At 71.6% G+C, this 17,695-nt stretch carries 16 protein-coding genes and 2 tRNA genes; 5 read left to right on the top strand and 13 right to left on the bottom strand.

Annotated features, from left to right (window positions below; translation table 11 throughout):
• Positions 1 to 184 precede the first annotated feature (184 nt).
• Genes ACFVFQ_RS20790 through pgsA form a run of 3 tightly spaced genes read right to left on the bottom strand, consistent with a single transcriptional unit; the run spans position 185 to position 2,924 of the window.
• A complete protein-coding gene (locus tag ACFVFQ_RS20790) occupies positions 185 to 1,336 on the bottom strand; it encodes a glycosyltransferase family 4 protein (protein ID WP_383418091.1) in 1,152 nt (383 codons plus the stop codon).
• A complete protein-coding gene (locus ACFVFQ_RS20785) occupies positions 1,333 to 2,271 on the bottom strand; it encodes a phosphatidylinositol mannoside acyltransferase (RefSeq protein ID WP_383418088.1) in 939 nt (312 codons plus the stop codon). Before ACFVFQ_RS20785 ends, ACFVFQ_RS20790 begins: the two co-directional genes overlap by 4 nt.
• The gene (gene pgsA, locus ACFVFQ_RS20780; RefSeq protein ID WP_383418086.1) at positions 2,271 to 2,924 is read right to left on the bottom strand and encodes a phosphatidylinositol phosphate synthase; all 654 of its coding nucleotides are present in this window, start codon (positions 2,922 to 2,924) and stop codon (positions 2,271 to 2,273) included. Before pgsA ends, ACFVFQ_RS20785 begins: the two co-directional genes overlap by 1 nt.
• A 273-nt stretch (positions 2,925 to 3,197) precedes the next feature.
• Here pgsA and ACFVFQ_RS20775 point away from each other — a divergent pair, with 273 nt between their 5' ends.
• Both ACFVFQ_RS20775 and ACFVFQ_RS20770 read left to right on the top strand, forming a co-directional pair.
• Positions 3,198 to 5,396, top strand: coding sequence for an elongation factor G-like protein EF-G2 (locus ACFVFQ_RS20775; protein WP_383418084.1), 2,199 nt, complete (start codon positions 3,198 to 3,200; stop codon positions 5,394 to 5,396).
• 183 nt (positions 5,397 to 5,579) lie between these two features.
• On the top strand, positions 5,580 to 7,238 hold the full coding sequence (locus tag ACFVFQ_RS20770) for a hypothetical protein (protein ID WP_383418082.1): 1,659 nt from the start codon (positions 5,580 to 5,582) through the stop codon (positions 7,236 to 7,238).
• Between the two features lie 143 nt (positions 7,239 to 7,381).
• Here ACFVFQ_RS20770 and ACFVFQ_RS20765 read toward each other — a convergent pair whose 3' ends face one another.
• The 6 genes from ACFVFQ_RS20765 to ACFVFQ_RS20740 form a co-directional block, all read right to left on the bottom strand.
• Positions 7,382 to 8,581 (bottom strand): YncE family protein, encoded by a 1,200-nt coding sequence (locus tag ACFVFQ_RS20765; RefSeq protein ID WP_383418080.1) that lies wholly within the window; start codon positions 8,579 to 8,581, stop codon positions 7,382 to 7,384.
• Complete coding sequence (locus tag ACFVFQ_RS20760) at positions 8,581 to 9,381, bottom strand: polysaccharide deacetylase family protein (RefSeq protein WP_383418078.1); 801 nt, start codon at positions 9,379 to 9,381, stop codon at positions 8,581 to 8,583. Before ACFVFQ_RS20760 ends, ACFVFQ_RS20765 begins: the two co-directional genes overlap by 1 nt.
• An 89-nt stretch (positions 9,382 to 9,470) precedes the next feature.
• Complete coding sequence (locus tag ACFVFQ_RS20755) at positions 9,471 to 10,028, bottom strand: HIT family protein (protein ID WP_383418075.1); 558 nt, start codon at positions 10,026 to 10,028, stop codon at positions 9,471 to 9,473.
• Between the two features lie 72 nt (positions 10,029 to 10,100).
• Positions 10,101 to 12,080: a threonine--tRNA ligase gene (gene thrS / locus ACFVFQ_RS20750; protein WP_383418073.1), complete on the bottom strand. Its 1,980-nt coding sequence runs from the start codon at positions 12,078 to 12,080 to the stop codon at positions 10,101 to 10,103.
• Positions 12,081 to 12,177: 97 nt separating this feature from the next.
• A complete protein-coding gene (locus ACFVFQ_RS20745; protein WP_383418071.1) occupies positions 12,178 to 13,407 on the bottom strand; it encodes a hypothetical protein in 1,230 nt (409 codons plus the stop codon).
• A complete protein-coding gene (locus ACFVFQ_RS20740) occupies positions 13,407 to 13,994 on the bottom strand; it encodes a DUF4365 domain-containing protein (RefSeq protein ID WP_383418069.1) in 588 nt (195 codons plus the stop codon). Before ACFVFQ_RS20740 ends, ACFVFQ_RS20745 begins: the two co-directional genes overlap by 1 nt.
• Before the next feature lie 221 nt (positions 13,995 to 14,215).
• Between ACFVFQ_RS20740 and ACFVFQ_RS20735 the strand changes: the two genes are divergently transcribed.
• A complete protein-coding gene (locus tag ACFVFQ_RS20735) occupies positions 14,216 to 14,941 on the top strand; it encodes an exonuclease domain-containing protein (protein WP_383418331.1) in 726 nt (241 codons plus the stop codon).
• Between the two features lie 124 nt (positions 14,942 to 15,065).
• Here the strand turns inward: ACFVFQ_RS20735 and ACFVFQ_RS20730 are convergent.
• The 3 genes from ACFVFQ_RS20730 to ACFVFQ_RS20720 form a co-directional block, all read right to left on the bottom strand.
• Positions 15,066 to 15,137: transfer RNA gene (locus ACFVFQ_RS20730), tRNA-Val, on the bottom strand.
• Between the two features lie 82 nt (positions 15,138 to 15,219).
• A complete protein-coding gene (locus ACFVFQ_RS20725; protein WP_383418067.1) occupies positions 15,220 to 15,690 on the bottom strand; it encodes an SRPBCC family protein in 471 nt (156 codons plus the stop codon).
• An 86-nt stretch (positions 15,691 to 15,776) separates the two neighbouring features.
• A tRNA-Val gene (locus ACFVFQ_RS20720) sits at positions 15,777 to 15,848 on the bottom strand.
• A 344-nt stretch (positions 15,849 to 16,192) separates the two neighbouring features.
• Here ACFVFQ_RS20720 and ACFVFQ_RS20715 point away from each other — a divergent pair.
• Complete coding sequence (locus ACFVFQ_RS20715; RefSeq protein WP_003959770.1) at positions 16,193 to 16,606, top strand: SsgA family sporulation/cell division regulator; 414 nt, start codon at positions 16,193 to 16,195, stop codon at positions 16,604 to 16,606.
• Between the two features lie 225 nt (positions 16,607 to 16,831).
• Positions 16,832 to 17,398 carry a CGNR zinc finger domain-containing protein gene (locus ACFVFQ_RS20710; RefSeq protein WP_383418065.1) on the top strand — a complete coding sequence of 189 codons (567 nt, stop codon included), beginning with the start codon at positions 16,832 to 16,834 and terminating at the stop codon, positions 17,396 to 17,398.
• A 73-nt stretch (positions 17,399 to 17,471) separates the two neighbouring features.
• On the opposite strand, the gene ACFVFQ_RS20705 is transcribed toward ACFVFQ_RS20710, so the two are convergent.
• Positions 17,472 to 17,627, bottom strand: a complete 156-nt coding sequence (locus tag ACFVFQ_RS20705; RefSeq protein ID WP_274916978.1) for a hypothetical protein — start codon at positions 17,625 to 17,627, stop codon at positions 17,472 to 17,474.
• Between the last annotated feature and the right edge of the window lie 68 nt (positions 17,628 to 17,695).

Here is a 17,695-nt window from a genome sequence, read left to right as displayed (position 1 = left end):
ACGTAAAGCGAAGCAGTCTGGCACCCCCACCCCGGAGGACCGTCACCGCACCCCAAAAGCCCCGCGCAGCGGACAACACAGCCAGCGCCGCCAGGCGCAAACAACAGCAACCCGCACGGCGGGAAACCCAACAACGTGGGAACCAACCGGCGTCAGCCGGCAACGTGGGAAGCCCGCCGGCCGCCTAGGCCTTGCGCCGCGCCCGCGCCCCCACGCGCTCGTCCGTGGCTACCGCGGACGCGCCGGTGGCCACCGTTTCGTAGACGGCGAGGATGTCCGCGCCGACCGTCGTCCAGTCGAAGCGGCGGACGTGCTTCGTGCCGCGGGTGCGGAGCTCGGCCAACCGTTCGGGGCGGTTCAGGAGGCGGATCGCCGCAGCGGCAAGCGCTTCGGCGTCCTCGTTGGCGAAGAGTTCGCCGGCCTCGCCCTGGTCCAGGACCTGGGCGAACGCGTCGAGGTCGCTGGCCAGTACGGGGGCGCCGGCGGACATCGCCTCCACCAGGATGATCCCGAAGGACTCGCCGCCCGTATTGGGCGCGACGTAGACGTCCACGCTGCGCAGCAGTCGCGCCTTGTCCTCGTCGGAGACCATGCCGAGGAACTCGACCCGGGAGCGCAGTTCGGCGGGCAGGTCGGCGACGGCCTCGTCCTGGTCGCCGCGGCCGGCGACCAACAGGCGGGCGTCGGGGACCGCGTCGAGGATAGCGGGCAGCGCCTTCATCAGGACCGGCAGGCCCTTGCGGGGCTCGTCGATCCGGCCGATGAAGCCGATGGTGCGGCCCTGCCACTCGGGGCGCGGTTCGGCTTGGCCGAAGAAGTCGACGTCCACGCCGTTGGGGATGACCACCGCGTCGCCGCCGAGGTGCTCGACCAGGGTGCGGCGGGCGTACTCGCTGACCGCGATCCGGGCGCTGATCTTCTCCAGCGCGGGCTGCAGGATCGGGTACGCCGCGATCATGGCGCGGGAGCGCGGGTTGGAGGTGTGGAAGGTCGCCACGATCGGGCCCTGGGCGGCCCAGCAGGCGAGCAGGCCGAGGGACGGGGATGCCGGCTCGTGGATGTGGATGACGTCGAAGGCGCCGTTCTGGAGCCAGCGGCGGACCCGGGCGGCGGAGAGGAAGCCGAAGTTCAGGCGGGCCACCGAGCCGTTGTACGGGACGGGGACGGCACGGCCGGCCGGGACGACGTAGGAGGGCAGCGGGGTCTCGTCGTCGGCGGGGGCCAGGACGGAGACGTCGTGGCCGAGGCGGATCAGATGCTCGGCCAGGTCGCGGATGTGGAACTGGACGCCGCCGGGGACGTCCCAGGAGTACGGGCAGACGACGCCGATCTTCACGCGGGCTCCGTTCCGGGGGTGCCCTCGCGCGGCTCCAGGTCGGAGAGCCACAGGCGCTGGAGCATGTGCCAGTCCTCGGGGTGGTCGGCGATGCCGGAGGCGAAGGCGTCGGCGAGCGCCTGGGTCATGTGGGCGGCCTTCTCGGCGCGGGTGCCGTTCTCCGGTACGTCGATCTCCGGGTGGACCCGGCCGCGCATGACGGGGCTCTCGTCGTACCAGAGGGTGACGGGCAGCAGCATCGCGCCGGTCTGGAGGGCGAGCATCGCGGGCCCGGCCGGCATCTTGGTCTGCTCGCCGAAGAACTTCACCGGTATTCCGGAGCTGGACAGGTCGCGGTCGGCAACCAGGCAGACCAGGCCGCCGGCGCGCAGCCGCCGGGCCAGCGTGCCGAACGCGGCGCCGCCGGTGTGCGGCAGCACCTCCATGCCCAGCCCCTCGCGGTAGGCGACGAACCGGTCGTAGAGCGACTCCGGCTTCAGGCGCTCGGCAACGGTGGTGAACGGGGTGTTGAGCTTGGTGGTGACCCAGACGCCGGCCAGGTCGTAGTTGCCCATGTGGGGCAGTGCGAGGATCACCCCGCGGTCGCTCTTGAGGCCCTCCTCCAGGTAGTGCACGTCCTGGGGGGCGAAACCGGCCTTTATCCGCTCGGGGCTCCACGCCGGCAGTCGGAAGGACTCCATCCAGTACCGCATGTACGAGCGCATCCCGGCCCGGGAGAGCTCCGCCAGCCGCTCCGCGGAGGCGTCCGGCACGACCCGGGCGAGGTTGGACTCCAGGCGCCGGACGCCCTTGCCGCGCCGCCGCCAGGCCAGGTCGGCGATCTGCCGCCCGAGCTGCACCGCGACGCCCTCCGGCAGCCGCTTGACGGTGCTCCAGCCCAGGCCGTAGAGCCCGTCCGTCAGCTTGTCGAGGTCGATCAGGTTTCCGCGGCCCATCAGCCGTTCCCCCCTTGCGCGATGGCGTCGGCCTCGGCCGACTCCCGTCGTACCGTCACCACACGCTGGCCGAGGGTGACGGCGCTGCCCACGGCGACCACCCACAGGGCGATCGGCAGCAGGATCTGCACGCCCGGCACCCCGAACGCCTGCAGCCCGGACAGGCCGCAGGCGACCAGCGAGATCACCAGCCGCTCGGCCCGCTCCACCAGGCCGTTCACGGCCACCGGCAGCCCGATGGCCTCGCCGCGCGCCTTGGTGTACGAGACGACCTGGCCGCTGGCGAGGCAGAAGATGGCGACCGCGCAGAGCGCGAGGTTGTCGCCGCGCCCGGCGTACCAGAGCGCCAACCCACCGAAGATCGCGGAGTCCGCGACCCGGTCGAGGGTGGAGTCGAGGAAAGCGCCCCACCTGCTGGAGCGGCCCAGTTGCCGCGCCATGTTCCCGTCGACCAGGTCGGAGAAGACGAACAGCGTGATCACGACCGTGCCCCAGAAGAACTCACCCTGGGGATAGAAGATCAGGGCGCCGGCCACCACACCGCCGGTCCCGATGAGGGTGACCGCGTCCGGGCTGACCCCGAGACGGATGAGCAGGGCGGCGAACGGTGTGAGAACACGCGTGAAGAACGCACGCGCGTACTTGTTCAGCATGACCTTCCCGGAAGTCGATATGGGCCGCGCGGTCAAGGGGCCACCGGCTGGCCCATCGTAGCCAGGACGCCGCGGGGCACCGCGAAGGCATCGCGGCGCGGGGCGCTTCCCCGGGGCTCGGGCCGGCCACCGCGCGCCGCCCGCCGCGCCCGCGGGGCCGACATGGCCGGACAGACCCCAGGGAGCGACCGGCCCGCGCGCCATGTATGGACGCATCCTGAACCCGGTGGAAAGCTCGAATCACCGCAAAGTGTCGACCTGGAGGCGAGACACATGAGCGAGAAGTCGAGTACACACCCAGGAGCCGCCGGAAGGGCACCGACGGCCGACCGGCCCGCGGCCCTGCGCAATGTGGTGCTGGTCGGCCACAGCGGCTCGGGGAAGACCACCCTGGTCGAGGCGCTCGCGCTGGCGTCCGGCGCGGTCAACCGGGCGGGCCGGGTCGAGGACGGCGGCTGTCTGTCCGACTACGACGAGATCGAACACCGCCAGCAGCGCTCGGTACAGCTCTCCCTCGTCCCGGTCGACTGGGGCGGAATCAAGATCAATCTGTTGGACACCCCCGGATACGCCGATTTCGTCGGGGAACTCAGGGCCGGTCTGCGCGCCGCGGACGCGGCCCTTTTCGTCGTCTCGGCGGCGGACGGGGTGGCCGGCGCGACCCGGATGGTGTGGGACGAGTGCGCGGCCGTCGGGATGCCGCGCGCCCTGGTCATCACGCACCTGGAGGCCGCCCGCGCCGACTTCGACGAGATGACCCGGCGCTGCGCGGTGACCTTCGGGGGCGACGACGTGGACGCCGTCCTGCCCCTCTACCTCCCCCTGTACGGCGCCCCCGGCGCCGACGGCCACGCGCCCGTCAACGGCCTGATCGGCCTGCTCTCCCAACGGGTCTTCGACTACTCCTCGGGCGAACGCACCGAGCGCGCGCCCACCGACGAGGAGCTCCCGCTGATCGAGACGGCCCGCAACCGCCTCATCGAGGGGATCATCGCCGAGAGCGAGGACGAGTCCCTCATGGACCGCTACCTCGCCGGCGAGCAGATCGACGTCAAGACCCTCATCGGCGACCTGGAGACCGCGGTGGCCCGGGGCTCCTTCCACCCCGTCCTGGCCGCCGCCCCGGCAAGCGAAGGCGCCAAGCAGGGGCTGGGCACCGTGGAACTGCTGGAGTTGATCACCGGCGGCTTCCCCACCCCGTCGGAGCGCGAGACCCCCGCCGTCACCGCGCCGGACGGCTCGCCGCGGGCGAGCCTGGGCTGCGACCCCGAGGGCCCGCTCGCCGCCGAGGTGGTCAAGACCTCCTCGGACCCGTACGTCGGCCGGCTCTCCCTGGTCCGGGTCTTCTCCGGCACGCTGCGCCCGGACGAGACGGTGCACGTCTCCGGTCACGGCCTGACCGACCGCGGCCACGAGGACCACGACGTCGACGAGCGGGTCGGCGCGCTCTCCGCGCCCTTCGGCAAACAGCAACGCCCGCTGCCCCAGGCCATCGCCGGCGACCTGGCCTGCGTGGCCAAGCTGACCCGCGCCGAGACCGGCGACACCCTCTCGGCCAAGGACTCCCCGCTGCTGATGGAGCCGTGGGAGATGCCCGACCCGCTGCTCCCGATCGCCATCCGGGCGCACAGCAAGGCCGACGAGGACAAGCTCTCCCAAGGGCTGGCCCGTCTGGTGGCCGAGGACCCGACGATGCGGCTGGAGCACAACCAGGACACCCACCAGGTGGTCCTGTGGTGCATGGGCGAGGCGCACGCCGACGTGGCGCTGGAGCGGCTGCGCTCCCGTTACGGCGTCCAGGTCGACACCGTGGACCACAAGGTCGCGCTGCGCGAGACGTTCGGCGGTGCCGCCGCGGGTCGCGGCCGGCATGTCAAACAGTCCGGTGGGCACGGCCAGTTCGCGATCTGCGAGATCGAGGTCGAGCCGCTGCCGGGCGGCTCCGGCATCGAGTTCGTGGACAAGGTCGTCGGCGGCGCGGTGCCCCGGCAGTTCATCCCGTCCGTGGAGAAGGGGGTGCGGGCCCAGGCCGCCCGCGGGATCGCCGCCGGCTATCCGCTCGTCGACATCCGGGTCACCCTGCTCGACGGCAAGTCCCACTCGGTCGACTCCTCCGACGCCGCGTTCCAGACGGCGGGGGCGCTGGCGCTGCGGGAGGCCGCCGCGCAGACCACGATCGCGCTCCTGGAACCGGTCGCCGACGTCCGCGTCCTGGTACCGGACGAGTACGTCGGCCCGGTGCTCAGCGACCTCTCCGGCCGCCGCGGGCGGGTGGTGGGCACCGAACAGTCCGGCGCCGGGCGCACGTTGGTCCGCGCCGAGGTGCCGGAGATCGAGGTCGGCCGCTACGCCGTTGACCTGCGCTCGCTCTCGCACGGCACCGGCCGGTTCAGCCGCGGCTATCTGCGGCACGAGCCGATGCCCGGGCAGCTCGCCGCCAGGATGCGCGAACAGGCCGAGATCGGCGCATAGTTAACGCCCGGTCAGCCGCCGTCCACAAGGGCCCTGTTGGGTCGGGGCGGCGGCTGTACGCTGGGACTCCCCGCTGCGCCGGGCGTGGTGCGCCACCGTGCGAACCGGCCGGTGCGGCAGGTGTGCGCGCAAGCGCAGTCGGGTAGAGCGCATCAGCGGGTACGCGAGGGTGTGGGGGCGGTAGTGGCAGACGGCTTTGACTTCAGTCCGGGGGCGCAGGTCCCCATTTCGGGGGGCGCGGGACAGACCGCGGCGACCCAGGCGCTGGCCTCGGCCGCCTACCGGGACAGCCCGCTCTCGGACATCTCCAAGGCGGACTCCGACTCCGGCACCTCCGACATCAAGAAGCCCAAGCTCTCCCTGTTCGCCCCCAATTTGGGCGAGGCGTTCTCCCGCGCCGTCCAGGTGCGGATGCTCGGCGGCGGCCGCGGCCCGCTGATCCAGTCCTTCGGGACGGAGCCCCAGACGGTCGTCGAGCACTGCCTGTCGGCCACCCGCATCCGCAAGCAGCGCGACACCCAGCTGACCGTCCTGATGGTGGTGTGCGGGCTGCTGTTCCTGCCCGGGGTGCTGCTCTGGCTGGGCGCCTTCCAGCTCCGCAAGATGTTCTCCAAGGACGGCGAGGGCAACGGCATCTCCCTGTTGGGCGGCGCGCTGTTGGCGCTGTTGGCCGCCGCCGGCCTGTTCTTCATGATCAAGCTGCCGTGGACCGGCTTCTGGCCGCTGTACGCCCGCGGCATGCTCATCGCCCCGGTGGTGGGCTGGTGGCTGGCCAAGCAGATCTGCGAGCGGACCGCGGTGACGCTACGGGAGGCGTGGAAGGGCCTGTTGGAGGGCGGCGGGGTCGCGGCGAAGATCCCCGAGGCGGTGCCGCAGGACCCCAACCACACCTCCGCCGAGACCCTGCGGCACAACCTCGCCAAGGTCTCCGCCGAGCAGCGCAGCAACGTCGTCTTCTACGCCGGCCCCAAGGGCATACTCGGGATGGGCACCCGCTGGGGCAGTTGGCAGTTGGCCGAGGAGCTCCGGCCGGCCCAGGAGGGCACCGAGATCCACCCGTTCCGCAGTTGGGACGTCATCCGCGCGATCCACGACCGGCTGCGCCTGTTGGAGCGCAGCCCGCTGCACACCGGTGGCTTCCAGCAGCCGCCCTCCGTCCGTCACTGGGTCGTCTCCCCGGTCGGCGAGAACGCCAAGGGCGTCTCCCGCCCCGAGGGCAGCCACGTGGACGGCTACGAGATCCGTGGGCACGAGATAGAGCGGATCTGCAACGAGCAGCAGTTCGGCAGCGGCGACCGACACTACCTCGGCGTCCAATTCGTGCTGTGGGACGGCCAGTTGGTGATCACGCTGCTGATCACCGTCACCGTCCTGCACGAGACGCTGCGCATCGAGGTCAGCGGCCATGCGCTCGGCCCGGTCAACTCCCTGTTCACCAGCAAGCCGTCGCCCAAGACCAAGGACGTCGCCAAGGTCGTCCGCTTCTGGGAGACGAAGAAGGTGACGCTGCCGCTGATCGAACCGTCCGAGGTGGTCCGGCTCGCCGCCCGCGCCCCGCTGACGTGGTTCCCTCCGGTACTGGACTTCCTCGGCGGCAAGTTGGGCCTCCCCGAGCCGTTCGGCCTGCGCCACGTCTGGGCCGACAAGCCCTGGCGCCACCGCTTCATGGCCGATGACGCGCTGCGCGCCGCGACGCCGGTCCTGCGGGCCGTGCACACCGCCGCGATGGGCGTCCTGCGGGAGAACGGCGTCGACACCGAGCGCTTCGACAACCGCTCGCTGGTGCTCAGCGGCATGGTCCAGGGCGCCGAGCCGAAGAAGGCCGACGAGTACAACGCGTAGGGACGGCACCCCGCACACACGCGGACGGGCGCGCGCACGGCAGCAAAGCCGGGCGCGCGCCCGTCCGTTGTCCGTCCCGCCCCGCAGGCGGGCCGCCGCCGGGCGGCTAGGGGCCTGTCCGGTGGGTCAGGGTCGGAGAGGTCCTAGCGGAAGATCCCGGTGTGCCCCAACGAGTACCGCCCCGGCTGCGGATACACCGCCAGCCCGTGCGGCCCCTCCCCCACCCGGATCTTCGCCAACGTCTTCCCCGTCGCGGTGTCGAGCGCATAGACCTCGGAGTTGTACCGCCCCGAGAGCCACAGCACCTTGCCGTCCGACGAGACCCCGCCCATGTCGGGGCTGCCGCCGCCCTTGATGTGCCACTTGCCGACCAGGTCACCGGTCTTGAAGTCCAGCAGCGAGATGGAGCCCTCGCCCCGGTTGGAGACGTACATGGTGCGGGAGTCGCGGCTGACGTAGAGGCCGTGCGCGCCCTTGCCGGTCGGCAGCAGCCTGGGCTTGCCGAAGGTGTCGCCGTTCAGGATCCACACACCGTCGGCCATCATGTCGGCGATGTACCAGGTCCTGCCGTCCGGCGAGATCTTCACGTCCTGCGGCATCGCGCCCTCGAACGGCAGCTTCTGCTTGTCGACCACCTCCATCTTCGCGGTGTCGACCTTGAGCAGCTCCCCGGAGAACTCGCAGGAGACGATGAAGTACTTGCCGTCGGGCGAGAAGTCGGCGTGGTTGACGCCCGCGCAGTCGACCGGCAGGGTCTTGCGGATCTCCATGGTGTGCGGGTCCCGGAACACCAACTGCCGGTCCATGGAGGCCATCACCACCGCGTACTTCCCGTCGGGCGTGAAGTAGAGGTTGTACGGGTCGTGGACCTTCACCGGCTTGCCGGCCTTGCCGGTGGCCGGGTCGATCGGGGTGAGGTCGTGCCCCCGGTTGTTGTTGACCCACAGCGTCTTCATGTCCCAGGACGGCACCACGTGTTGCGGCTGCACGCCCACCGGGATCGTCTCGATGACCTTGTACGTCTTGGGGTCGATCACGCTGACCGTGTCGGAGCCGGTGTTGGGCACGTACACCCGCGACGGGAAGTTCTTGACGTGCGGCGCCAGTTGGTTGGGCCGGTCCGCGGCGTACAGGTCGTGCGCGTCCAGCACCGGCGGCATGCCCGGCAGGCCCTGGACGACGGCCTTGTGGGGCGCGGCCGACGCGGGCCGCGCGGTGGAGGCGGACTGCCCACCGCCGCTGCACCCCGCCGCCGCCAGGGCGCAGGCGGTGACCAGCAGCGCGGCGCGGCGGAGGGGGCGGGGGCCGGTCGGGCGGGGATGGGTACGGTTCCGGTCAGCCATCAGGTCACTAGCTCCGTTGTCGTCACCGCGCGCAGACCGCGCCGGCGGAGGCCGTCGAGGATCGGGGGCAGCGCGGCCACCGTGCCGGCGTGCCCGAGGTGGAGACTGACGACCGAGCCCGGCCGGACGCCGTCGAGGACCGTGCGCTGGACGGCCCGGGCCCCGGGATCGTTCGCGTCGAGGGAGTCCACGTCGTACGACAGGACGTGCGGGTAGCCCGCCTTCCGGGCCAGCTGGATCACCTGCCGGGTGGCCCGTTGGGTCTGCGAGGGGCGGAACCAGCTACCGATGCTGCCGGTGAGCCTGCGCAGCCGGTCGGCGCACTGGCTGATCTCGGCGTACGCGGCATCCGCGGGCAGCGCACAGATGTTGCGGTGGTGCATGGTGTGGTTGCCGAGCTCATGGCCGCCGTCGAGGACCCGGCGGGCCATCTCGGGATGCTCGTCGAGCCAGTCGCCGACGGCGAGGACGGTGACGCGGGCGCCGGCCCGCTCGGCCTCGCCCAGCAGCGCCCGCCCCAGCTTCGGGTCGCCGCGGCCGTGGAAGGTGAGGGCCACCGCATGGCCCTCGCGCGACCCGTGTTCGATCTCCGCGGGGAGGCCGGGCGCCCGGGTCGGCGGCCGGGCGGCGGGGTGCCGGGCGGCGGGCCGGCCCGTCCCTTGGGGGCTCGGTCCGCCGGGGGGACGTGCGGAGGCGGAGTCGTCCGCCGAGCGCTTCGGGTCGCAGCCCGTCGTGAGTGCGCCGACGGCCGCCGCCGAGGCGGCCGCGCGCAGCACGGAACGACGATCTAGGGAAGTCACCACCCCATTAGAGGCGGAAGAATTCCCAATCGGGGCGATTTATACGGTTTATCGGGGTGCGTGTCGTCCCGTTCACCGGGGTGCGACGCCTACACCGGCCAGGCCGCGGCGAGCATCGCCCGGGTGTCGGCGAGAAGCTGCGGCAACACCTTGGTGTGCCCGACCACCGGCATGAAGTTGGTGTCGCCGCCCCAGCGGGGAACGACGTGCTGGTGCAGGTGGGCGGCGATACCGGCGCCCGCGACCGAGCCCTGGTTCATCCCGATGTTGAAGCCGTGCGCCCCGGACGCGGTGCGCAGCGCCGTCATCGCGCGCTTGGTGAAGTCCGCCAGCTCCGCCGTCTCCGCCTCGTCGAGGTCGGTGTAGTCGGCGACGTGCCGGAACGGGACGACCATGAGGTGCCCGCCGTTGTACGGGTAGAGGTTCAGCACCGCGTAGACCCGCTCCCCGCGGGCGATCACCAGACCGTCCTCGTCCGACTTCGCGGGAATGTTGCAGAACGGACAGCCGTCCCCGGCCCCCGGGCCGCTCGGCTTGTTCTCCCCCTGGATGTACGCCATCCGATGGGGAGTCCACAGGCGCTGGAACGCGTCCTGCGTCCCGACTCCGATCTGCTGTTCCGGCTCACTCGTCATGTTGCGAAGCATATTCTCCCGGGCCGGCCGGAGATGCGGCGAGGGGCGGTCCCGGTGGGACCGCCCCTCGTCACGTCCTGCGCGTCAGACCTGCGCGCGGCGCTCCACCACGTCCAGGAGCTTGGCCAGCGCCTCCTCCTTGGGGATGCCGTTCTCCTGCGAACCGTCGCGGTAACGGAACGACACCGCGCCGGCGGCCAGGTCGTCGTCACCGGCCAGGATCATGAACGGCACCTTGGACTTCTGGGCGTTCCTGATCTTCTTCTGCATCCGGTCCGAGGAGGCGTCCACCTCCAGCCGCAGCCCCTTGGCCTTCGCCTCCTTGACGAAGTCCTCCAGGTACGGGACGTGCGCGTCGCCGATCGGGATGCAGGTGGCCTGCACCGGGGCCAGCCACGCCGGGAAGGCGCCCGCGTAGTGCTCCAACAGCACCGCGAAGAACCGCTCGATCGAACCGAACAGCGCGCGGTGGATCATGACCGGGCGCTGCTTGCTCCCGTCCGCCGCGGTGTATTCGAGGTCGAAGCGCTCCGGCAGGTTGAAGTCGAGCTGGATCGTCGACATCTGCCAGGTGCGGCCGATCGCGTCCTTGGTCTGGACGGAGATCTTCGGGCCGTAGAAGGCGGCGCCGCCCGGGTCCGGGACCAGCGGGAGGCCCTGCTTGTCCGCCACCTGACGGAGGGTCTCGGTGGCCTCCTCCCAGACCTCGTCCGAGCCGACGAACTTCTTCGGGTCCTTGGTGGACAGCTCCAGGTAGAAGTCGTCCAGGCCGTAGTCGCGCAGCAGGTTGAGCACGAAGGTGAGCGTCCGGTCGAGCTCGTCGGCCATCTGCTCGCGGGTGCAGTAGATGTGCGCGTCGTCCTGCGTGAAGCCGCGGGCCCGGGTCAGGCCGTGCACCACGCCGGACTTCTCGTAGCGGTACACCGTCCCGAACTCGAAGAGGCGCAGCGGCAGTTCACGGTATGAGCGGCCGCGCGCATCGAAGATCAGGTTGTGCATCGGGCAGTTCATGGGCTTGAGGTAGTAGTCCACGCCCTCGTCGAGCTGCATGGGCGGGTACATGCCGTCGGCGTACCAGTCCAGGTGGCCCGAGGTCTCGAAGAGCTTCCCCTTCGTCGCGTGCGGGGTGTAGACGAACTCGTAGCCCTCTTCCTCGTGGCGGCGCCGCGAGTAGTCCTCCATCACCCGGCGGACGATGCCGCCCTTGGGGTGGAAGACGGCGAGGCCGGAGCCGATCTGCTCCGGGACGGAGAAGAGGTCCAGCTCGGCGCCCAGCTTGCGGTGGTCGCGCTTCTCGGCCTCGGCGAGGAAGTCCAGGTACGCCTTCAGCTCGTCCTTGGTCGGCCACGCGGTGCCGTAGATGCGCTGGAGCTGCGGGTTCTTCTCGCTGCCGCGCCAGTAGGCGGCGGCCGACCGCATCAGCTTGAAGACCGGGATGTGCCGGGTGCTGGGCAGGTGCGGCCCGCGGCACAGGTCCTTCCAGCACAGCTCGCCGGTCTTGGCGTCGAGGTTGTCGTAGATGGTCAGCTCGCCGGCGCCGACCTCGGCGGAGGCGCCCTCGGCGGCGTCCGCTGCGGAGCCCTTGAGGCCGATCAGCTCCAGCTTGTACGGCTCGTCCGCCAGCTCCTCGCGGGCCGCCTCGTCGGACACCGCGCGGCGGGCGAACTTCTGGCCGCGCTTCTGGATCTCCTGCATCTTCTTCTCGATGCGCTTGAGATCGTCCGGGTGGAAGGGCTTCTCGACGTCGAAGTCGTAGTAGAAGCCGTCCTTGATCGGCGGGCCGATGCCCAGCTTGGCCTCGGGGAAGAGCTCCTGCACCGCCTGCGCCATCACGTGCGCGGCGGAGTGCCGCAGGATGTTCAGGCCGTCCTCGGAGGTGATCTCGACCGGCTCGACCTCGTCGCCGTCGGCCAGCGCGTAGGTGAGGTCCTTCAGCTCGCCGGCCACCCGCGCCGCCACGATGCTGCGCTCACCCTCGAAGAGGTCGGCGGCCGTAGTGCCCGTGGTCACCACGCGTTCTTCCCGCTCGGAATCGCGTTGGACGGTCACACGGACGTCTGACACCGGTCTCTCCTGACTCTTTACTCGCGTCAGCGTTTGCTGCGCCCCCGAATCGTACCGAGCGAGGGGACCGCACCGCGAAACGGTTACCGCGCCCCGCTCAGGCGCCCGCCCGCGACCCGTCGCACGCCGCGTCCGGATCGTCGAAACCCGCGCCCCCGGGATCCGCGGTGTCCACCGGGTCGGCGGGGTCGTCCAGCAGCGCCTTCAACAACCGGTCCCGGTCGGCCGGATCGACCGGGACCGGCGTGACGTCCCGGGCTCCCGTGATCCGCCGGAAACCGCCCCGGCTCTCCAGGCGGCCGCAGACCCGGACCGGCAGCCCGGCCAGATGCGCATGCCCGGCGATCCGGTAGTCCTCCTCACCCAGGGCGGCCCGCACCTGCCGCACGTCCGCGCCGGAGAGCACCCGCAGCCGCACCGCCCCCGGACCGTCCGGCCGCTCCCGGCGCAGCCGTACGACGGTGCCGGTGACGCGCACGGGCAACGGCGGCTCGGCCCGGACGTAACGCTGCGCGGCCTGTTGGAGCGCCGGCAGATCGCCGGGCGAGAACTCGACGGGTTCGGGGCGGGCCGCGAACCCGGGCGGGGTGCCGGCCGCGGGCGACCACGCGAGGGCGATCCGCACCCCCTCCGCACCCAGCACCAACGCGATCAACGACTGCGCCAACTCGTGGCAGACGCCCAGCCCGACGGCGGCGTCGAACGCCTCCATGCGGCCGGTGGCCCGCTGGTAGTCGGTGGCGTCCCGGGCCGCGTGCAGCGCCCGTTGGAGCGCGGCGACCGCGCCCCGCCCGGCCGGAACGGGGACGAACGCGGCCAAGTGCCGGCCGGCGGGCGCCGGGCCGATCAGCACCTGCCCGAGAAAGCCCTCGGCACGGCGCTGGTGACGGGCGCCGTAGAAGCCGGCCCGGGAGTAACTCGCCAGCGCGCCGGCGGTCAGCATCGCCCGGGCCGCGCCGCGCAGTTGCTCCTGCGCCGCCCCGCGCGCCCCGCCGGTGGCGCCGTCGGGGACCTCCCGCTCCCAGCGGACCTCGTCGCTGGGCACCGCGAGCCCGACCAGTACCTCGCGGGCCGAGGCGGTACCGCTGCGCGCCAGCGCGGTCAGCGCCTCGGCGAGCAGCTCGGCGCTGTCCGGAAAGCGACGGTCGTGCGGCACCAGGAGGCTGGTACCACCCATCCCACCCGGCGGCGTCCAGCGGGAATACGGGCCGGCCGCGCCGCCCCGCCGCCGCCAACCGTGCCGGGCCAACAGGGCGCCCAGCACGGCCGGGTCGAGCCGCGCGGGATCCGGCGGCCGCGCGCCGTAGTCATCGGTCAGCCGGTCCATCAGGGTCTCCCTCCCGCCCCGACCCGCGTCATGATCTCGCGCAGCGCACGGTCGTCGAAGATCCGCGTGGTCGGGATCCGCACGGTGGTCCTGCGCCGGCCGGTCACCGGATGGCCGGCGAGGTTGATCCAGTAGCAGCAGTGCCGCAGTTCGAGGTGGTCGTGCCCGGCCCGCAGCCAGTCGTCCGGCTCCCGCGGGACCAGCATCACGACGAGGATCTTGTGCACCGCCACCGGGGTGCGGGCCAGCTTCACCAGGTGGTCGTTGTCGAGCGTGAAGGCGAAGGTGGGCCCCGGTGGGCGGGGGGCGATCTGGTAGGTGCACTTGAGCTGCACCTTGACGGTCACCTCGTCGTCGACGGTGTGGCCGGGCGCGGCGTGGCTGACGTGCCAGTCGATGCCGTTGTCCGGGAAGGGCTGCGCCAGCGAGCATCCGGAGGCGGCGGCGATCGCGTGCAGATAGCCCACCTGGAACGTCTCCATGCAGGCCGTCGTGGCGAGTTGGCCGCGCAGCGGCGCGGTGGGGGGCGGGGGGTACCTGTCGCTGGGAGGGAACAGCCCGCCCGGTTCGGGCTGCGCGAGGGTCATCGCGGGTGCCTTCCGGGCTGTGCCGATCGTTGGGGGCGGGCGGCGGGGCCGGGGCCGGTGTGGTGCGCCGCCGGCCGCGCGGTGCGCGCCATCCGTCACCTTGGTTGTCTCCGCGTCAAGAGGGCCGCAAACAAGGGCGGTTCGAGCCGACTGTCAGTCGGGTATCACCAGCACGGATGGCGCACACCGTCATCCCCCGTACGACCGCGAGGAGTTGGATGATGCCGCGCTGGTATGACGGTCCACTGGCCGCCTTTGACACCGAGACCACGGGCATCGACGTCGAGCGCGATCGCATCGTCTCCGCCGCCCTGGTGGTCCAGGAGACCCCGCGCGCCGCGCCGCGCGTCACCCGCTGGTTGATCAACCCAGGGGTGGAGATACCGGAGGCCGCCCAGGCCGTGCACGGCCTGACGGCCGACCACCTCGCGCTGCACGGCCGCTGGCCGGCACCGGTGTTGGAGGAGGTGGCCCGCGCGCTGGCCGCGCAGGCGGTGGCCGGCCGCCCCCTGGTGGTGATGAACGCGCCGTTCGATCTCACGCTGGTGGAACGGGAGTTGAAGCGCCACCGCGCCAGCTCCCTGACCACCTACCTGGGGGCACAACCACTGCACGTCCTCGACCCCCGCGTCCTGGACAAACACCTGGACCGCTACCGCAAGGGCCGCCGCACCCTCACCGACCTGTGCGCGCACTACGAGGTCGAGCTGACCGACGCCCACGAGGCGGCCGCGGACGCCATGGCCGCGCTCCGGGTGGTCCGGGAGCTGGGCCGACGCTTCGCCGACCGCCTGGCCGGGCTGGAACCGGCCGAACTGCACACCCGACAGACGGTCTGGTACGCGGCCCAGGCCCGCGGGCTCCAGGCGTGGTTCGCCCGCACCGGCTCCCCCGAGGCCGTCGACCCACACTGGCCGCTGCGCCCCGAACTCCCCGCCGCCGCCTGACTTCGCTCCACCCAAGCCCCCAAGCCTCCGACACCGCAACGGAATTGACCGCACCGCCCGCGAACGCACCACCTCAACGCAGGGAGCCGGGCCGCCTGTTGGCGGCCCGGCTCCCTGATCCCGGTGGGCGATACTGGGTTCGAACCAGTGACCTCTTCGGTGTGAACGAAGCGCTCTCCCACTGAGCTAATCGCCCGGGTTCCCGCGGGGTTTCCCCTGCGAACGACCTGAACAATACAGGCCGCCGCGCCCTTCCATCAAATTCCTGTTCCGCCCCCTCACCCGCGGGCCAGCCAGGCCGCCAACCCGCGCCGCCCGGCCCGCATCATCAGCGCGTGATTGATCCGGAACAGCGGCCGCCCCAGCAGCGCCCACCGCCGCAACGCCGGCTTGCGGACCTCCACGTCCTGCTCGAAGACCGCCCGGGTGCCACCCTCCCCCGGCACCACCGTCCACCGCGCCCAGCCGACCAGATCCCCGCCCATCGCTATCTCCAACACCCCCGCCCCCGGATCCCGCACGGTCTCCCGCACCACCACGGCCAGTTCGTACGGCAGGAAGGACCGGAACCGCGCGGTCCCACCGCCGTCCTCCAACGGAGCCACCGCCCGCACCTGCGGCCACCACCCGGGATAGCTCTCGGCCCGCCCCAACACCGCATAGACCACCGTGGGCGGCGCACCGAGCAGCCAGACACTACGGAAGCGGTAGCGGTGCAGACGACGCGGACGAGCGGGCGGGGCGGGCATGATCCCAGTGTGCTCCCCGCCGCCTGCGAAGTGCCCAACAAACGCGGCGGCCCGGAGACTTGAAGTCTCCGGGCCGCCGTCCCGGGTGGGCGATACTGGGTTCGAACCAGTGACCTCTTCGGTGTGAACGAAGCGCTCTCCCACTGAGCTAATCGCCCGGGCGCACCGCCAACATTACCGCACGTCGGGACCGCCCCCGACCACCCCGGACGACCTCCCCGCGGCCCGCACGAGGACACCCCCGCCAGCCCCGGCACGCCGAGCCACCCAAGATCACCACGCACCACCCCGGCACCCGTTACTCTGCGTATCCAAACCGGCCACGCGCCGCCAAGATCACCTGGCCGAAACACCTCCCAGGACGATCACGCAATCCGCCGTCAGAGGTACCAGAAGCCACCCAAAACCGTCAGAGGGGTTTACAACGGCACCGTAGGTGGCATGTCGATTTCGCCGACGTGCGAATCCCCGAGCGCACACTGAGCGAAAGGCCCTGGCGCTTATGAACACCACGGTCAGCTGCGAGCTGCACCTGCGCCTCGTTGTGTCGAGCGAGTCCTCACTGCCTGTACCCGCGGGCCTGCGGTATGACACGGCCGATCCGTATGCCGTGCATGCCACCTTCCATACCGGAGCCGAGGAAACGGTTGAGTGGGTCTTCGCCCGCGACCTCCTCGCCGAGGGCCTGCACCGGCCCACGGGCACCGGAGACGTCCGCGTCTGGCCGTCCCGGAGCCACGGACAGGGCGTCGTCTGCATCGCCCTGAGCTCCCCGGAGGGGGAAGCCCTCTTGGAGGCCCCGGCGCGGGCGCTGGAATCGTTCCTGAAGCGGACCGATGCCGCCGTACCGCCCGGTACGGAGCACCGGCATTTCGATCTCGACACCGAGCTCTCCCACATCCTGGCGGAGAGCTGAGACGCAGCACGCACACCCACCGCATCCGCCCGCTCACACTTGCGACCGTCCGACTCGGGGCGACGGCGCAGGACCGACAAGTTCACACGGCACACTTTCGGCGCCGTCGCCGCGGAGCACCGCGGGGACGGCGCCGAAGCCCGTTCCAGGCGCTAGAGTCGGCGACCATTCGCCAACGACACCGGGGCGGCGCCGGCCGACCCCACCCGGCCAGGGAGCGGAACCGTGCTGATCACCCATGACACCCGGTGCGCGCTGGACGCGGTCGTCGATCTGCTGAACACCGCACCCGAAGGCGAGTCCCCCGGCGCCCCGGACAGCCTGAGAGACCTTCCGGCCCTACAGGACTTCGTCCGGCGCAACGCGATCAGTGACGTGGGGGCGCTGGGGCCGGACGACCTGGCGGCTGTGCGGGCCGTGCGGGCGCGGTTCGCCGGGGTCTTCGCCGCCGACGACGATCGCACCGCGGCAGCGCGGCTGAACACGCTGGTCGCCTCGGCCGGCACCACCCCGCGGCTGACCGACCACGACGGCTACGACTGGCACGTCCACTACTTCGCGCCCGGCGCCTCCGTCGCCGACCATCTGGCCGCGGACGGTGGGATGGCGCTGGCCTTCATCCTCGTTGCCGGGGAGCGCGAGCGGCTGCGGCACTGCGAGGCCCCGGACTGCCGGCACGCCTTCGTGGACCTCTCGCGCAACCGCTCGCGGCGCTACTGCGACAGCCGGACCTGCGGGAACCGGCTGCACGTCGCGGCGTACCGCGCACGGCGGCGGGAGGCGGCGAGCTGAGCGACCGCGGTGCGGCCGCCCGCCCTTCGGCAACGGGGTCCGTCCGACCCGCTCCGAACGCGCCCGTCGGCGTTCAGAGGATGTAGAGGTCGTGTACTGCGCCTAGGAGGAGCAGTAGGCCGATGATGGCGAGGAAGAGCATCAACGGCGGCTGGGACAGCGCGAAAAGACAACCGCGCGGTTCGGCGGACGGGGCGTCGTCTTGGGCGAGGGCGCACTCATCGTTCATCTCGTGCGCATCATGGCGCAGATGATCGTCCCGGAATCCCCAAAAGCCCTGTCAGCAGCGGGAGTTCA

Origin of the sequence: Streptomyces sp. NPDC057743 (assembly GCF_042798755.1) — a bacterium.
In the GTDB taxonomy this organism is placed as follows: domain Bacteria; phylum Actinomycetota; class Actinomycetes; order Streptomycetales; family Streptomycetaceae; genus Streptomyces.
This window is presented reverse-complemented; position numbering and strand designations above follow the sequence as displayed.